General features: G+C 59.5%; 15 protein-coding genes. 9 read left to right on the top strand and 6 right to left on the bottom strand.

All coding sequences use genetic code 11. The annotated features are described in order from the left end of the window. Positions 1-48: 48 nt before the first annotated feature. On the top strand, positions 49-1,008 hold the full coding sequence (gene pdxS / locus RBB76_RS24215; protein WP_429630411.1) for a pyridoxal 5'-phosphate synthase lyase subunit PdxS: 960 nt from the start codon (positions 49-51) through the stop codon (positions 1,006-1,008). An 81-nt stretch (positions 1,009-1,089) separates the two neighbouring features. Here the strand turns inward: pdxS and RBB76_RS24220 are convergent, their stop codons facing one another. From RBB76_RS24220 to RBB76_RS24230, 3 genes are all read right to left on the bottom strand, one after another. Continuing rightward, positions 1,090-1,479: a hypothetical protein gene (locus RBB76_RS24220; RefSeq protein WP_429630409.1), complete on the bottom strand. Its 390-nt coding sequence runs from the start codon at positions 1,477-1,479 to the stop codon at positions 1,090-1,092. A 146-nt stretch (positions 1,480-1,625) separates the two neighbouring features. Further along, the gene (locus tag RBB76_RS24225) at positions 1,626-2,750 is read right to left on the bottom strand and encodes a hypothetical protein (protein ID WP_429630407.1); all 1,125 of its coding nucleotides are present in this window, start codon (positions 2,748-2,750) and stop codon (positions 1,626-1,628) included. A gap of 74 nt (positions 2,751-2,824) precedes the next feature. After that, complete coding sequence (locus RBB76_RS24230) at positions 2,825-2,962, bottom strand: hypothetical protein (protein WP_429630405.1); 138 nt, start codon at positions 2,960-2,962, stop codon at positions 2,825-2,827. Between the two features lie 82 nt (positions 2,963-3,044). On the opposite strand from RBB76_RS24230, the gene RBB76_RS24235 reads away from it, so the two are divergent. Next, the gene (locus RBB76_RS24235; RefSeq protein WP_429630403.1) at positions 3,045-3,752 is read left to right on the top strand and encodes a lipid-binding SYLF domain-containing protein; all 708 of its coding nucleotides are present in this window, start codon (positions 3,045-3,047) and stop codon (positions 3,750-3,752) included. A 110-nt stretch (positions 3,753-3,862) separates the two neighbouring features. Here the strand turns inward: RBB76_RS24235 and RBB76_RS24240 are convergent, their stop codons facing one another. Beyond that, positions 3,863-5,854, bottom strand: coding sequence for a hypothetical protein (locus tag RBB76_RS24240; protein ID WP_429630401.1), 1,992 nt, complete (start codon positions 5,852-5,854; stop codon positions 3,863-3,865). Between the two features lie 538 nt (positions 5,855-6,392). Here RBB76_RS24240 and pdxT point away from each other — a divergent pair. The 6 genes from pdxT to RBB76_RS24270 all read left to right on the top strand — a co-directional run bounded on the left by pdxT (position 6,393) and on the right by RBB76_RS24270 (position 11,822). Further along, on the top strand, positions 6,393-7,037 hold the full coding sequence (gene pdxT / locus RBB76_RS24245) for a pyridoxal 5'-phosphate synthase glutaminase subunit PdxT (RefSeq protein ID WP_429630399.1): 645 nt from the start codon (positions 6,393-6,395) through the stop codon (positions 7,035-7,037). Positions 7,038-7,081: 44 nt separating this feature from the next. Continuing rightward, positions 7,082-7,831: a cupredoxin domain-containing protein gene (locus RBB76_RS24250; RefSeq protein ID WP_429630397.1), complete on the top strand. Its 750-nt coding sequence runs from the start codon at positions 7,082-7,084 to the stop codon at positions 7,829-7,831. Beyond that, positions 7,828-9,672 carry a cytochrome c oxidase subunit I gene (locus RBB76_RS24255; RefSeq protein ID WP_429630395.1) on the top strand — a complete coding sequence of 615 codons (1,845 nt, stop codon included), beginning with the start codon at positions 7,828-7,830 and terminating at the stop codon, positions 9,670-9,672. The genes RBB76_RS24250 and RBB76_RS24255 overlap by 4 nt, the downstream gene beginning before the upstream one ends. Positions 9,673-9,707: 35 nt before the next feature. Next, entirely contained in the window at positions 9,708-10,481 is a 774-nt protein-coding gene (locus RBB76_RS24260; RefSeq protein WP_429630393.1) for a cytochrome c oxidase subunit 3, read from the top strand. A 62-nt stretch (positions 10,482-10,543) separates the two neighbouring features. Beyond that, complete coding sequence (locus tag RBB76_RS24265) at positions 10,544-10,954, top strand: hypothetical protein (RefSeq protein WP_429630391.1); 411 nt, start codon at positions 10,544-10,546, stop codon at positions 10,952-10,954. 34 nt (positions 10,955-10,988) lie between these two features. Next, the gene (locus tag RBB76_RS24270; RefSeq protein WP_429630390.1) at positions 10,989-11,822 is read left to right on the top strand and encodes an isocitrate lyase/PEP mutase family protein; all 834 of its coding nucleotides are present in this window, start codon (positions 10,989-10,991) and stop codon (positions 11,820-11,822) included. A 32-nt stretch (positions 11,823-11,854) separates the two neighbouring features. Here RBB76_RS24270 and RBB76_RS24275 read toward each other — a convergent pair whose 3' ends face one another. Beyond that, entirely contained in the window at positions 11,855-12,445 is a 591-nt protein-coding gene (locus RBB76_RS24275) for an NADPH-dependent FMN reductase (RefSeq protein WP_429630388.1), read from the bottom strand. Between the two features lie 228 nt (positions 12,446-12,673). Then, the gene (locus RBB76_RS24280; protein WP_429630386.1) at positions 12,674-14,572 is read right to left on the bottom strand and encodes a CCA tRNA nucleotidyltransferase; all 1,899 of its coding nucleotides are present in this window, start codon (positions 14,570-14,572) and stop codon (positions 12,674-12,676) included. Between the two features lie 204 nt (positions 14,573-14,776). Between RBB76_RS24280 and RBB76_RS24285 the strand changes: the two genes are divergently transcribed. Next, positions 14,777-15,316 (top strand): DUF6982 domain-containing protein, encoded by a 540-nt coding sequence (locus tag RBB76_RS24285; protein ID WP_429630384.1) that lies wholly within the window; start codon positions 14,777-14,779, stop codon positions 15,314-15,316. The last annotated feature ends 139 nt before the right edge of the window (positions 15,317-15,455 follow it).

Consider the following 15,455-nt stretch of genomic DNA (forward strand, 5'->3'; position numbering starts at 1 on the left):
AGCGCGCCACCACCCGCGCACCAGCAAGTCAAGAATCAAGGAGACACCATGGCAGACCCCACCCTCAACGGCAACGGAAACTTCGGCTCCCCGTCCCTCCGCCTCAAGCTCGGCCTCGCCGAGATGCTCAAAGGCGGCGTCATCATGGACGTCATGAACGTCGAGCAGGCCCGCATCGCCGAAGAGGCCGGAGCCATCTCCGTCATGGCCCTCGAGCGCGTACCCGCCATGATCCGCGCCGAAGGCGGCGTAGCCCGCATGGCCAGCCCCAAGCTCATCAAGCAGATCATCAACGCCGTCTCGATCCCCGTCATGGCCAAGGCCCGCATCGGCCACTTCGCCGAAGCCCAGGTCCTCCAGCATCTCGGCGTCGACTTCATCGACGAGTCCGAAGTCCTCACCCCCGCCGATGAGACCTACCACATCGACAAACACGCCTTCACCACGCCCTTCGTCTGCGGCGCGCGCAACCTCGGCGAAGCCCTCCGCCGCATCGCCGAAGGCGCAGCCATGATCCGCACGAAAGGCGAGCCCGGCACCGGCGACGTCGTTCACGCCGTCCAGCACATGCGCCAGATCGTCCGTGAGATCAAAGCCCTCACCGTCCTCGGCGACGAAGAGCTCTACAACGCCGCCAAGGTCCACGGCGCTCCCTACGAGCTCGTCCGCATGGTCGCAAAGGCCGGCAAACTCCCCGTCCCCAACTTCAGCGCAGGCGGCATCGCCACCCCTGCCGACGCAGCCCTCATGATGCAACTAGGTGCCGAAACAATCTTCGTTGGCTCCGGCATCTTCATGAAGGAACGCGCAACTCCACTCGACGTCGAAAACGATCCGAAGGAGCGCGAAGAAGCCGTCAGCCGCGCCCGCGCCATCGTCATCGCCACCACCCACTTCAACGACCCCAAGATCGTCGCCGAAGCCAGCGAAGCCGTCATCGGTTCGATGAAGGGTCTCGCCGCAGCAGCCATCGAAGAGCAAGACCTCATGCAAACCCGCGGCTGGTAAACCAGACACAGCCGCACTTCTTGCGATCTACCAATCTATTGGAGAGTTGCCGAGTCGTTCCCTTCAAGCCGCGGCGAACGACTACTGAAAGTTCTTCAACGGAGCCCACGGCAGCACCACCAGCGTCTTCCCCTGCCAGTACCCAACGATCCCCCGCGACACGACCCTGCTGTTCGTCTCGCGTTCCACATCATCCCGGTGTTCCCTCACAAAGTGGTCCGCACCCGTCCGCGTCAGAAACACGACGAATTCTCCCGGATGATCCGACGCGTCGCGCCTGAGACTCTCACGCATCGCAGCCTCGCTATCGACCGGCTCTGTGACAACAATCTCTTCCGGAACCGTCGCCCCAAATCGACACACAGAAACCGCGGATGGCACCGATGCCCTCACCGGCAAGCCCATCAACAACGGCACGACACACACCCAAACTTTGGCCCGAAGATCTAACACATCTCCGGTATAAACCATCTTCGCCTTCCAACCCATCCCACGAAGGATGTATCGGTCCCAAACCCGCCGCCGCTTGAGGAAAAAGGAGCTCCGGTCTCTGAATAGAAATCCTCCAGAAACCCAAGAGCTCCGTTGGTTCAGGCACTCAAATGATCAGCGGAAGGCTAGAAACGGCTCGCAGCTTCAGCTTGATCGGCGAGGATCTCGAGCGTAGCGAAAAACCCATTGCTCTGCCCGGTAAAGAGTCCCGAGCCAGTCAAAGCTGCAACCGCAGCCTTAGGCCCGGCAAACTTGTCGGTCAAAGGTCGAATGGTCGCGCACTTGGGAAGGTTCGGGCTGATGAACTCGGCAGGCACCGGGAAGATAAGGTTCGGCTGAAATTCGGGTGTGCCTGGGTTCGCGAACAAGTTAGGAAACGTCAGCCCATTGTCCGTTACAGGAGCAACCGGCGTTTGGCATCCATTACCCGCAAAGTCGACCCACTCCAGAAAGTGCGCAATCTCATCGCCGCCAATTCCCAGCGTGATCTCCAGCACCTCTGCGCTCGAAACCTTCTGCGACAGGCTCGCATACAGGCTCGAACCGCCGGCTTCGATCGAACCAAAATGAAACGCCGCAATATTGGCGATCACCTGAATATGACTCGGATTGTTGAAGTCGGCATTCGTCACAGGAATCGCACTGCGGTTGGTGATCGTAACAGCCTGCGGAAACGTCGCACCTGCATCAGGATTCGTCGTGCTCCGATATCGCGTAAACCAGCTCGTATCGACGTTCAGGTGCATCAGGTTCGTGAGTCGGCCGATGTTCTTCGCACCAGTCGCCTTGCTTCCCTGAAGCGTACGGAACTGATCGAGATTAACCGGATCCACGCCCTTCGATACAAGATACGCATTCAAAAAGTCTGCGTGGCTGACCTCATCCAAAGTGTTGCTGGTAATGTACTGCGGACCATCTCCATCGAGGGCCATCAATGCCCCCTGATAGTTATTCATCGGGGTGAAGTTTGGGGTGTCCTCTACCGGCTTCTGGCCCGGCGTCAGGCCACCCAACTCCGCATACTGCGTCCAAAGATCAGCCTCGATCAGCTCCGCCGCGGCCAGAAACCGAAGAATCGCTGCATCCCCCCTGCTGAGACCGCGTCCATTGTTATAGTCCTGCGCCACAGCCTCTCTGCTGCCGCTCAACAATCCGGCGCCCATTACTGCTGCGCCCCCTGCCACCAGTCCGCCTCTCATAAACGAGCGGCGATCCAGCGGATTCGACATCGTACTGCTCTGCTTCTTCATAAAGGTGGTTCTCCTTGACGAGCCGGCTTCAGCCCGCTGGAAAGCCACACTATCAATCTATTCCACGGCATTTGTCATATGTTTGTAGAGCCGCTGTCTTCTTTCAATCTCGCAAATAAGTTGTGGTCGGCTGACAATTTTTCTCCATAAATTGATTGATCCACAAACTCCTCCCCGCTGGATTGTTTATCAATCACAACCATCTCCTGCACAACTCCTCCCATTTCATATGCATCGCATCACAGTCATTTAATTTCAAACACTGAAATCAAGCGAAACAAGGGAGAACGAAATATGATGAACAAAAATTTCATCCAAACACTCTGCGCCACCGCAGCGCTCACCATGTCGCTCACCGTCGGCGCCTCCGCCGCCACAGACATCGAAAAACTCGATCAACGCATCGAGGCCGCTGGCACTGTCCTTCACGAACTCATGGAGACCCCAGACAAAGGCATCCCTGACGACATCGCAGCCAAAGCTACTTGCATCGCCGTCGTTCCCGGCTTCAAAAAGGGAGCCTTCATCTTCGGTGGACAATACGGACAGGGCGTCGTCAGCTGCCGCACCGGTCATGGCTGGAGCGCCCCAGCTTTCATCCAACTCAGCGGCGCCAGCTTCGGTCTCCAGGCCGGTGGCCAATCCACTGATCTTGTCCTCGTCGGCACCACCCACGACTCCTTCGAGCGCCTCCTCCACGACAAGCTGAAGCTCGGCGGGGACGCCTCCGTAGCGGCCGGCCCAGTCGGACGCAACACCTCAGCCAACACCACTGAAGTCGCCAACGCCGCCTTCCTCACCTACTCACGCAGCAAAGGCGTCTTCGCCGGCATCGATCTCTCCGGAGACGTAGTCCACCAGAACACCGACGATACCACCGCCTACTATGGCAGCGATGTCACCTACGAGAAGATCCTCTCCGGCGGCGTCCCTCCCAAGCCAGGCTCGGAGCACTTCATCCGCACCGTCAACCAGATGTTCCACGCCAGCGGCGCCCACTAATCCAAGCCATCACTAATCCAACGCATCATCGACCGCTACAAAAGAGGCCGGACCCAAAAAGACCGGCCTTTCCTCATGATTCAGAAGAACTCTGATCTAAGACGACTCTGTCACGGATTCTGTTTGGGAATTGGATAAAGCGAGATCGTGAGGTCTGAAAGGACGGCGAGTTGTGTGCCGTTAGGCGAGAGCGCAAAGGACTGCTCAGCGAGTGAAATACCGGGGCTAGCGGTAGAGAAAAGCCGCTTGCCGTCACTGGCACGGTAGACGCTCACTTCCTGCTCTTTGAGGTCCTGTTTGTAAAATCGATCTCCCCGCGATATCGCATTATTGGCGCGGACGACTCGGACAGCAAAGTATGCTTCGTTGCTGCTGCTTGAAGTCTGTTCAAGATCTTCGGACGTGCCGTGGCTCTCGAGAATAGGATGACCATCGAGGCGCAACATGCGATACCAGTTCTGATCGGTGGACCCATTGCAGCCGATTACGAAGATGGCATCGGGAAGAGGCGTTGCAAGGTCAGGGCGGCATTGGGAGATCACCTTCGCAATGGTGCGGACACTGTGGTCCCAGCCGTATTCCCGAATGTGCCAATGATTTAGCCCGAATGAGTTGATTCTAACTTCGCCTGCAGCAGAGAGCACGGGTGGCGGAAGGCCCGAGCTTTGCCGGACAGTAAGCACCACTTGGAAATCGTTATCGAGGAGTTGAATGTCAACATCCTCTTCCGGTGGACTTCTAAGGGTTTCGACAAGCTGGTCGTGCATCTCGCGAGTGTGCCGCTCGTGCAAGGTCCCGATGGCAATGTGATCTCCGGAGGGTGACGTCGATACGAAGACAAGTTTGCCCTGCAGCGGAATCTCGCGCAGAACAGCAAGGTCGGGACCGAGCACACGCAGATTGGGACCGAGATGGACAAGGATCTTATCGGGGCCAGCATGCCAGAGATACTGGCCTTCTCCCTGAATCTTCCAATCGAAGATCTGCTTCACGTGAAGAGTGGAAGGATCCATAAGGGCCGCACGAACCGTCCGTACGAACTCCCCGTCGATGCCATGAGGAGTCCGCTGGCGCAGATGGTGGGGATCGTAGGTGAAGAGAAGATTCTGCGCGTTGAGAAAGCTGAGCGTGGCTTCGAAGTCGAAGGCCTCATACTCCCTTCGATCATGTGGCGTGAAGCCGAGCACAGTGGTCGAGAGCGAAGAGGATGCGTTAGGTAGCGCAGGGCCAGGTGCATCAGGAACTAGGGAACAAGGCGCGGTGCAGATACTGGTTTCGTCTACCTCCGGCGCGGCCACTGGTGTGATGGAGTTGGTCGCAATGGTGGTGGGAATAGGCGCGGGAACAGATGGCGGTGTTGGCGCCGGGGATGAAGTTGGGTCGCCAAACACGCCCGCCGCAGAAAGTTGAGGTGAAGGAGTGACAGTGCCGCCAGGCATGAGAACAAGTTGAGTGGCGCCTTCGAGCCGAACGTTGTCTTTGGGCGAAGAAACAATAGAAGAGCCCCCAGGACCGGTGCCAACGCGCAGGCTGATCTTCTTGAGACCGACGACTTGGCCTGATTCGATGGTGGCGGGTGTGAGATCCTTCGTCTCCCCTCGTCTTGCAAGCATGTCGCTACCCATGCCCAGCTGCGTGGGAGCCGGCATCGGAACTCCGCCGTGACCAGACGTCATGCCTCCGTGGCCATAAACGTCACCGGTGCCGACCATCGGGACCCCTTCATCGAGTTGGGGATAGGCAATGATGGCAAACAGAGTGAAAGTGAACGGAGTCACACTGCCCTCGCATTCGGCGTGGTCGAAGGCTACGGTGACGCTCGATCCTTTGTTCTGTTTTGATCGCCGCCCAAGATCGATGATGTGGCCCATGACAATGGCACCCGCACGCAAATGACATGTCGGGTTATTCCAATCCACTCGCGCCTTGGCTAGAACGGCCGCGCCGCGCGCTAACTTGCCTGCATCGAGGGGAGCGAGAAGATCAGCCTGTAGAGGAACCTGGGAGCTGAGAACGCGATCGAAACCCTCTCTCGAACCTTGCGCTCGAGCGAGTGTACAGACAAGACCAGTGAATGCGAAGAGTAGTCCCCGCCTCAGCATAAAGAACTATCACCTTAGTTAGTCGCTTCTTCGTTCGCGGCCATTCTATAGGAGAAAGAATTCTCAGATGTCATCTCAGGACAGAAGTCGATCAAGCATCGGCGAAACAACCCATGCACGCCGCGAGTTGTCTTCCATGAACTCCGGTACGATTCCGTGTCTACCAAGCGGCGCCTCAGACAAATCCCCAACCGGTTTGCCGGCACTCTGGCGAGGCATCGGTTTTGCCCTGCCCTGCTTCCTCCGCACTCAAAGGGACATCAGCAAAAAGCTGTCAAGGGCTCATTCACCCTAACCCGCTCTTGCGTATAGAGTTACGCGTGGCGCATTTACGCTCTCCACTCTTCTATACTGGAAGTGTGGCAAAAATATCGTGCCAAAAGACTCCTCGGAATGAACGTCTCTGTTCTAAGTCCTTTGCTGAGACGAATTTGTCTATAAGTCCTTTCGTTGGAAGAATTTACGAACATTGATCTCGCTTAAGTGCAAGATATAGACTTACACGCGGCATATATGGGGGGGGGTGGGGGTAGCAGGTATGACCAATAATCGCACAGCATCGAGCTCCCCAACCATCGGCATTCTGGCCCTTCAGGGCGCCTACGAAGCCCACGCCAGGACCCTCGCAGCCCTCGACGTGACCACCCGTCTAATCCGAACCCCGGACCAACTCCTGACGCCCGAGGGAACCCCCAGCATCGACGGTCTCATCATCCCGGGCGGCGAGTCCACCACCATGCTCAAATTCCTGGAGCGCAACGGCTTCCTCGAATCCCTCAGCTGCCTGGTCCAGACCCTCCCCACCTTCGGCACTTGCGCCGGAGCGATCCTGCTCGCGAACGACGTACAAAATCCCCCGCAAATCTCCCTCGCCGCCCTCGACATCACTATCGAACGCAACGCCTACGGCCGCCAGATCGACTCCACCATCCTCACCGCCCCCACCAAACTCCCCGGCGCCCCCCTCGAGATGGTCTTCATCCGCGCCCCCCGCATCACCCGCACCGGCCCCGAGGTCGAAACCCTCGCCACCCGCGACGACTTCCCTGTCCTGGTCCGTCAGGGCCATCTCCTCGCCGCCACCTTCCACCCCGAGCTAGGTCACGACCTCCGCGTCCACCAGCTCTTCCTCGACCTGATCGCCTCTCACAGAATCGCCGCCCACACCACCGTCGCTTCCTAGCACCGAAAGCGCAGACAAAACTACAGACAAGATATCCTGCATAGGTGATCTGGTCCCGCCTCACCAGCGCCGCAACCCTACTTCCCTGGTCCTTGCCCACAGACGCCAGCGCCCACGGACCCGCGCTCGACCATCACCTCCTCCTCAACCTCTGGATCGCCCTCGCCCTCCTCGCCCTGGCCCACGTGATCCTCTTCACCGGCCTCCTCGCCCGCCGCCACTCCGCTCCAAACCACCTCTGGCGCATCGAGTACCTCCCGCTCGCCGCCCTCGCCCTGCTCTTCGCCACCCTCACCGTCAAGGCCGAACGCCTCTGGGCCGCGACCCGCTACACCGGAGCCTCACCCACCGCCCTCCAGGTCGAGGTGACCGGAGTCCAGTTCGCCTGGTACTTCCGCTACCCCGGTCCCGACGCCACCTTCGGCCTCACCCACCCCAACCTCGTAGCACCCGGCGAAGGCAACCCCCTCGGCCTCGACGCCAAAGATCCTCACTCCGCCGACGATCACGTCTCCTCCCAGCTCGTCCTCCCCGCCAACCGCGAAGTCGACCTCCGCCTCAACGCCCAGGATGTCATCCACGGCTTCTCCATCCCCGAGATGCGACTCAAACAGAACGCCGTCCCCGGCCAGACGATCCACCTCCACTTCACCCCCACCACCCCCGGCACCTACGCGATCCTCTGCACCCAACTCTGCGGCCTGGGCCACTACCGCATGAACGCCACCCTCCGCATCCTCCCGCCCGACCAATTCGCAAACTGGCTCGCCACGCAACAAAAGGCGGCCCAATGACCCCGCACTCCAACATCCCCCCAACGCGATCCCAGCGCGCGAGCAAACGAACCCCGAAACCCATCCTCTCCCGCATCTTCTCCACCGATCACCGCATCATCGGAATCCAATACCTGATCCTCGCGCTCGTCTCCGTAGTCATCGGCACAATACTCTCGCTGCTGATGCGCATCCACCTCGTCTGGCCCGATTGGCCCCTTCCGCTTCACGGCCCCATCCTCCCCGAGGACTACCTCGCCCTGGTCACCATCCACGGCACGATCATGCTCTTCTTCGTCCTCACCACCGCGCCACTGGCCGGCTTCGGCAACCTCATCCTCCCCGCTCAGATCGGCGCCCGCAGCATGGCCTTCCCCGGCCTCAACGCCGCCAGCTTCTGGCTCACGGCCCTAGCTCTCATCACTCTTCTCAGCGCCACCTTCGCACCCGGCGGAGCCGCCATCTCCGGCTGGACCAGCTACCCACCCCTCAGCGCAATCCCCAGCGCAGGCCCCGGCCAAGCCCTCGGCATGGACCTCTGGCTCGCCTCCATCGCTCTCTTCGCCATCGCCTCCACCGCCAGCTCCATCAATACCCTCACCACCATCCTCCGCAACCGCTGCCCCGGCATGACCTGGGAGCGTCTTCCCCTCACCGTCTGGGGATGGTTCACCGCCGCCCTCCTCAGCATCATCGCCTTCTCCGTCCTACTCGCAGCAATCCTGCTCCTCTTCTGCGACCGCCACGCCGGCACCAGCTTCTTCCTCCCCACTGGCGACCTCGTCAACGGCGTCCTCCACCACGGCGGCAACGGCAGCCCCCTCCTCTGGCTCCACCTCTTCTGGTTCTTCGGACATCCCGAGGTTTACATCGCCATCCTCCCCGGCATGGGCCTCACCTCCATGCTGCTGGCGAACTTCAGCCACCGCCGCGTCTTCGCCTATCGCACCATGATCCTCACCACCCTCCTCATCGGCCTCCTCGGCATCCTCCTCTGGGGACACCACATGTTCGTCGCCGGCCTCAACCCCTTCGCCAGCTCTGCCTTCTCCATCACCACCATGGCCATCGCGCTACCCGCCGCCGCCAAGGTCCTAAGCTGGCTCGCCACCACCTGGCGTTCCCGCCCGTCCTACAAAACCCCAATGCTCTTCGCCCTCGGCTTCGTCAGCCTCTTCATCACCGGAGGCCTCACCGGCCCCATCCTCGCCCAGCCAATTCTCGACGAGTACCTCCACAACACCTTCTTCGTCGTCGCCCACTTTCACCTCATCATGGCAATGGCCGGCATCTTCGGCCTCTACGCCGCGACCTACTACTGGTTCCCCCTCCTCACCGCCACCCACAGTCATCCCGGCCGTCTCCTGTCCGAGCCTCTCGGCCATCTCCACTTCTGGTGCACCCTCATCGGAGCTTATGCGGTCTTCCTCCCCATGCACCTCACCGGCCTGGCCGGAGAACCCCGTCACTACGCCCAACTCACCGGAATCCCCGGCCCAGGAGGCTCCCTAAGCCCAGCCGGCGCCTTACTCTCCCACACCCTGCCCCTCAACCGCTTCATCACCTACGCAGCCCTCTTCCTCGCCGCCGCCCAGCTCCTCTTTCTCTTAAATCTCGCTCGGTCCCTGTACAAAGGAACCTTCGCGTCGTCTAATCCATGGCAAGCCACCACACTCGAATGGCATCCGGCCATGAATCCTTTCACCCCGTCATCCGCATCCGATACATCAGAGATTTCCGTTCACCGAATGCCATGCCACTATCAATCCAACAAGGTTGAAATTTCGTTCCTGCCGCAATGGGCACCCGTCTCTTTCGCTCAGGACGAAATTCAAAATGCCACAGACTCAAAACCGGAGTAAGCTGTCCACAACGCGTCGACCCAGAGGGCAACTTCATGCCGGCAATCATCACTCCCAACAAAACTGAGCAGGAACGAAAACGACGCGTTGAAGACCACGACAACGGCGCAGGCCGTCGTCCACCCACTGACAAGCGCACCGGCGGTGGGGGCGACAACGACAACTGGAACGAACGCCCCCACGGCCGACGCGGCCCCTACGAGCGCCTCCATCGCTATCGCATGGGCATCTTCTTCGCCCTCGCCAGCGACCTCATGTTCTTCGTCGCCATCGTCAGCACCTTCTTCGTCAACCAGTCCACCGGCCACTTCGACGCCTACAACCACTACGTCAACGAGTGGCTCCCCACCACCATTCCGCCCATCCTGTGGCTCAACACCGTCGTCCTCCTCCTTAGCTCCGGCACCATCGAGTTCGCCCGCCGCAACATGTTTCGCGAGACCGACGTCATGGACGAGTGGCTTGGCCTCGGCAAACCAATCACCCGCCGCGCTCTACCCTGGCTCTCGGCGACCATTGTTCTCGGCGTACTCTTCCTCGCAGGTCAGTGGGTAGCGTGGCGCCAACTGGCGCGCCAACACGTCTTCTTCAAGACCAACCAGAGCAGCCACTTCTTCTACCTCATTACCGGCGTCCACGCCATTCACCTCTTCCTCGGAGTCGCCGCCCTTCTCGCCGCCTTCACTGGCCTCTACGTCTCTCGCCAGCTCGAAAACCGCCAGATATTAGTCGACGGTGCCGCCTGGTACTGGCACGCCATGGGCCTACTTTGGCTCTTTCTCTTCACCCTCCTCGTCTTCTTCCAATGAAACCTGCGCATCTGTCGCAACCGCTTCAAAAAACGTTGTCATTTCGACCGGAGCGCAGCGTAGTGGAGAAACCCGCTTCTCTACCGATCGACCTCCGTCACAAAGAAACAGCTGGCTCTTTCTCTTCACCCTCCTCGTCTTCTTCCAATGAACCAGCGCATCTGTCGCAGCCGCCTCAGAAAACGCTGTCATTTCGACCGGAGCGCAGCGTAGGGGAGAAACCTGCTTCTCTACCGATCGACCCCCGTCACAAAGAAACAGCACGAAGTTTTCTTCTCGCCTGCGTCCTCTTCGCCGCATCTCTCGCCAGCCCACTATTCGCCCACGCCCAGGGCTGTACCCAATGCCAGGACAACACCGCCGCCACCCCACCCAAAACCCAGGCCGCCTACCGCCACGCCATCATTCTGATGACTCTCACCGCCGGCAGCCTCTTCGTAGGCACCCTAACCCTCTTCAAACGCCACCGCTAGCTCGCCCCGCACATCTCCAGGGAGACCGCCAAAGATGACACGCGCGCAAAGATACAAAGCCTTTCAAGCGCTTCACGAGCGCCCAGGAGCCTTCGTAATTCCCAACCCCTGGGATGCCGGCACCGCAAAGATCCTCGCCACGCTCGGCTACGAAGCTCTCGCCACCACCAGCGCCGGCTATGCCTTCTCCGTGGGACATCGCGACCCCGCGCCAGAAATAACCCACGACGACATCCTGCAAAATGCCGCGGAGATCGTCAAAGCCACCGACCTTCCCGTCTCCGCCGATCTTCAAAACGGATTCGGTCACTCGCCCCACAGCTGCTCCGAGACCATTCGATTCGCCGCTGCCGCCGGACTCGCCGGCGGATCGATCGAAGACGCCACAGGCGACCCATCCGATCCCATCTACGAACTACAACACGCTACAGATCGGATCGCGGCAGCATCTCAGATGGCCAGCCGTCACCAATTCTTCCTCACCGCAAGAGCAGAAAACTTCCTCCACGGCAAACCCGATCTCGACGACACCATCCGTCGCCTTCAGGCCTTTGCCGACGCAGGCGCTGACGTTCTTTACGCACCCGGACTCCCCACGCTCGAAGCAATCCGAGAGGTCTGCGCCTCCGTCTCCAAACCGGTCAACGTCCTCATGGGGCTGAAAGGCGCAACCTTCTCCGTTGAGCAACTCGCAGCCGTCGGCGTCAAGAGAATCAGTGTAGGCGGAGCCTTCGCCCGTGCCGCTCTCGGAGCATTTCTACGAGCAGCACGCGAAGTAAAAGATCAAGGCACTTTCAACTTCGCATCCGACGCCGTCCCCAGCTCCGAGATGACGCGTTACATGGACCATAAGCGCTCGACTCCTTAAGATTCAGGACTCATGCGCGGCGAGTAGACCAATTAAGAAGGCACACCTTTGGCACGCTCCGCCTTCATCGCACGCATGTACCAGTCGAACTCGTCGAAGAACTTCCCACTCTTCTCTGCCAACTCCTGTGTCAGCGCAATTCCCTCCTCACTCAGCGAACTCCCAATCGAAGGAATCGGCTGCAACGAAGGAATCGTCGGCATCCCCACCTCTGGCAGCAGCGCTCTCAACTGCATCGCCGCGCGCACGCCACCATACGACGAAGCTGAATAGCAAACGATCGCCGACGGGCGAAAGAAGTACTCCTCCATAAAATAATCGAGCAGGTTCGTCAGCCCTGGCGGAATCGAGTGGTTATACTCCGCGCTCACCACGCAAAAGCCATCCGCTCGCGCATACAGCTTCGCCAGCGGAGCGAGCTTCTCATGCAACTTCTCATACTTCGCCGGAGGATCTTTCTTAATCTCTTTCCACGTCTTGTCCAGCAGCGGCAACTTCAACTCCGCAGCATCAACAAGCTCTGGCTCATGCCCCCGTTTTTCCAGTTGAGCCGCAACCCACTTGGCGGCACGATCACCCATCCGATCGCTCCGCACAGACCCCAGCAACACTGCAACCACCATTGAAGATCACCTCGAAAGGTGAGATGCAGCCGTGCGAACCTCACCCCTCGGCTGAGGCAAAAACTTCAACCCACTTCACGAAGTCTTTTGGGTACGTCAAAACAACCTGCAGGAGTTTTTTCGATAGGGCCGACAGGCCACTAACCGAAATGGCGACAGACATCAGGTCAAGCTCGTTGCTCAACCGTCGTACTACGCTTGTGCCTCTTCCCGAAAAAAAACGGAGCCTCAGCGCCGTTTCTTCGGAGCCGCCTTCACAGCCTTCTTTGCCGGAGCATGCTTTACAACAACCTTCTTCGCCGGAGCAGCCTTCGCAGCTACCTTCTTCACGACAGCCGCCTTCTTCGCCGGAGCTGCCTTCTTCGCGACAGCCTTCGCAGGTGCCTTCTTCGCACCAGCCTTTACCGCCGCCTTCTTCGCGACCGTCTTCACCGGTGCCTTCTTCGCTACCGCTTTGACAGCCTTCTTCGCCGGAGCCTTGCTTACAGCTTTGACCGGTGCCTTCTTCGCCGCAGGCTTTACAGCCACGCTCTTGGCAGCAGCCTTCACGGGAGCCTTGGCAGCCGTCTTCGCTGCACCATTCTTCGAGACGGGAGCAGCCGCCTTCACCGGCACCGCAGCCTTCTTCGCGTCAGCCTTCGCTGGAGCCGCGGCCGCCGCAGTCTTCGCGGGAGTCCCAGCCCCATTCTTCGCCGCCGACGGCGCACTCGCTGAAACCTCATCCGAACCGGAAGCCGCAATCGCCTCCACGCCCTCTCCGTTCCCTTCCACTACAGCCTTCTTCCGGCTCTTCGCAGGCTTGGCATCCTTCTTCGCCGCACGCGGCCTACGCAGATGAACCGGAGGAGGTGGTGCCGGTGGCGAGTACGGTTCAAGGAACGCCTTCATCTCCTCGACCGTCCCCAGCTTTCCATCCATCAACTCAAAGAACAGTTTGTCCAGCAGCTCGTTATATCCCGGCAGTTCCGGAACGATGCGCATCTCTTGCATCAACGTGTACGGCAGCTTCTGCTTCGCCTGAGCCCACTCCGTAAAGAATCCCTTGAACTTGTTCTGAATCCCCGCGTTCTTCGATGTGTGCGCCACCCACAGAATCGACTCCGGCTTGGCCGCATGCAGCAACTTCCAGGCCTGCGACGGAGTCGCCGCACCCTTGCCCGAAAGCTCCGTCGCAAACGCCTTCGCCTCATCCTCCAGCGCCTCGATCTCTGCCACAAATCCCTGCCGCGCAAAGCTCTTCTTCAGCGCCGCGACGTCCTTCGGAGCCATCTTCGCCGTCAAATACGGGAAGTTCGCAACCGACGCCTCAGGATGAATCCCCTGCATCTGCAACTGCCCCTGCAAATCCCGCAGCTTCTCCAACTCCGTTACATTCGCCTTAGTGGCAGACAGCGCCGGGAACAGGTGCTTCACCCACCCCTCAGCCTCCAGCCTCGTCAACACCCGCAGCGGATCCTCCTCGTGGAAGATCTCCTCAGTCTCATACCCGCGATGGAACTCGTCCATCGCCGAAATGTACCCCTCCTGCTTCCCGGTCTCATACCGAGCCTGGGTCTTCTCATCCATCTGCCAGCTCAGCCGAGCCATCAGCCGCGCAGCCCGAATCATCCTCACCGGATCTTCGATAAATCCATAGTTGCTCACCAGCCGCAGCTCGCGATTCTCGATATCCGCAACCCCGTTCAGCGGGTCCATCAGCAGCCCATACGATCCGTCGTTCAGCGAGAGCGCCATCGCATTCGCGGTAAAGTCACGCCTCCGCAGATCGTCCAGAATCGTCGCGGCCTTGACCACCGCCTTACCCGGCTTCGGATAAGTGACCGTCAAAGTGCTGCCAATCTCCATCCTCACGCCACCGGGAAACCGCACAAAAAACGCCTGCGCCCCCTCTGACTCCCCTGTGATCACACCGTGGGCTTTCTCTATATCTTTCTTGAGTTTGAGAGCATTACCCTGAACCACGACATCCAGATCCCGCACCGGCGATCCGCTGGTCATATCCCGTACCGCGCCGCCCACTAGAAACACGGTAAGTCCTTTGGCACGAGCTACTTCACGGACTGCCAGCAACGCGGAGCGCTGCGCTTGAGAAAGGCGATTTTCGAGCAGGTAGATGTAGTCGGCCATAACTGGTACTTTTACTCCAAGCCGGTTCAAACCGGACACTTCAACCCGTCAAAGCCAAGCTAAGCTCCGACGAATCAAGCGTTTATAATGGTGAGCACAGGTAAACGCAAAAGGCCAATGTAACACAGCGTTAGCGAATTGACTACTCTGAATGCACCTTTTTCGTTGCTCTAGTCCCTGGTATGCGACAATCCGCGAGTCCTTATGTCCTCTGCGCACAAGAAGGTCATCGTCCGGCGCCTCACCAACGAAACCCTTCCCGGCTACCTGCCGCTAGCCGGCTTCGTCCGTAACCACACCGTCGATCTACTCGACCTGAGCGGACGGGTCATCCCCCTTGCCCTCAACGACATAAAGCACATCTGCTACGTCCGCGACTTCAACCTGAACGACACCGCCAACCCCGAGCGCCTCACCCGCCGCACCTTCCTCGCCAAGCCGCGCACCGAGGGCCTCTGGCTCCGGCTCACCTTCCGCTCCGGCGACCTCCTCGAAGGCCTCGCTCCTATCGACATCTCTCTCGCTGACGACCTCATCCACGACGCCGGCCTCCAACTCACCCCACCCGACGTCCGCTCCAACACCCAACGCATCTTCGTCCCCCGCACCTCCATCACCGAACTTCAACTTCTGGCCGTTATCACCTCACCCTCCCGCCGCAAACCTCTTCCCGCCTCCTCGGTGCCCAGCCTCCAGGAAGATCTCTTCACCAACCTCATCCCACCCAACACCCGCCCCAACTGATTTTCAATCTCTCAAGGAAAAATCTGTCATTTCGTAGATGACAGAAAAATCGTAGATGACAGAAAAATTCGTAGACGACGGAAAAATCTGTCATTTCGACCGAAGCGGGACAGCTCCTGTCCTGCGCAGTGGAGAAACC

Origin of the sequence: Tunturiibacter psychrotolerans (genome assembly GCF_051013365.1) — a bacterium.
GTDB classification, from domain to species: domain Bacteria; phylum Acidobacteriota; class Terriglobia; order Terriglobales; family Acidobacteriaceae; genus Edaphobacter; species Edaphobacter psychrotolerans_A.

Coding starts and splice junctions, on each gene's coding strand:
- pdxS (WP_429630411.1), top strand. CDS start 49: ATGGCAGACCCCACCCTCAACGGCAACGGAAACTTCGGCTCCCCGTCC.
- RBB76_RS24220 (WP_429630409.1), bottom strand. CDS start 1,479: ATGGTTTATACCGGAGATGTGTTAGATCTTCGGGCCAAAGTTTGGGTG.
- RBB76_RS24225 (WP_429630407.1), bottom strand. CDS start 2,750: ATGAAGAAGCAGAGCAGTACGATGTCGAATCCGCTGGATCGCCGCTCG.
- RBB76_RS24235 (WP_429630403.1), top strand. CDS start 3,045: ATGATGAACAAAAATTTCATCCAAACACTCTGCGCCACCGCAGCGCTC.
- RBB76_RS24240 (WP_429630401.1), bottom strand. CDS start 5,854: ATGCTGAGGCGGGGACTACTCTTCGCATTCACTGGTCTTGTCTGTACA.
- pdxT (WP_429630399.1), top strand. CDS start 6,393: ATGACCAATAATCGCACAGCATCGAGCTCCCCAACCATCGGCATTCTG.
- RBB76_RS24255 (WP_429630395.1), top strand. CDS start 7,828: ATGACCCCGCACTCCAACATCCCCCCAACGCGATCCCAGCGCGCGAGC.
- RBB76_RS24260 (WP_429630393.1), top strand. CDS start 9,708: ATGCCGGCAATCATCACTCCCAACAAAACTGAGCAGGAACGAAAACGA.
- RBB76_RS24270 (WP_429630390.1), top strand. CDS start 10,989: ATGACACGCGCGCAAAGATACAAAGCCTTTCAAGCGCTTCACGAGCGC.
- RBB76_RS24275 (WP_429630388.1), bottom strand. CDS start 12,445: ATGGTGGTTGCAGTGTTGCTGGGGTCTGTGCGGAGCGATCGGATGGGT.
- RBB76_RS24280 (WP_429630386.1), bottom strand. CDS start 14,572: ATGGCCGACTACATCTACCTGCTCGAAAATCGCCTTTCTCAAGCGCAG.
- RBB76_RS24285 (WP_429630384.1), top strand. CDS start 14,777: ATGTCCTCTGCGCACAAGAAGGTCATCGTCCGGCGCCTCACCAACGAA.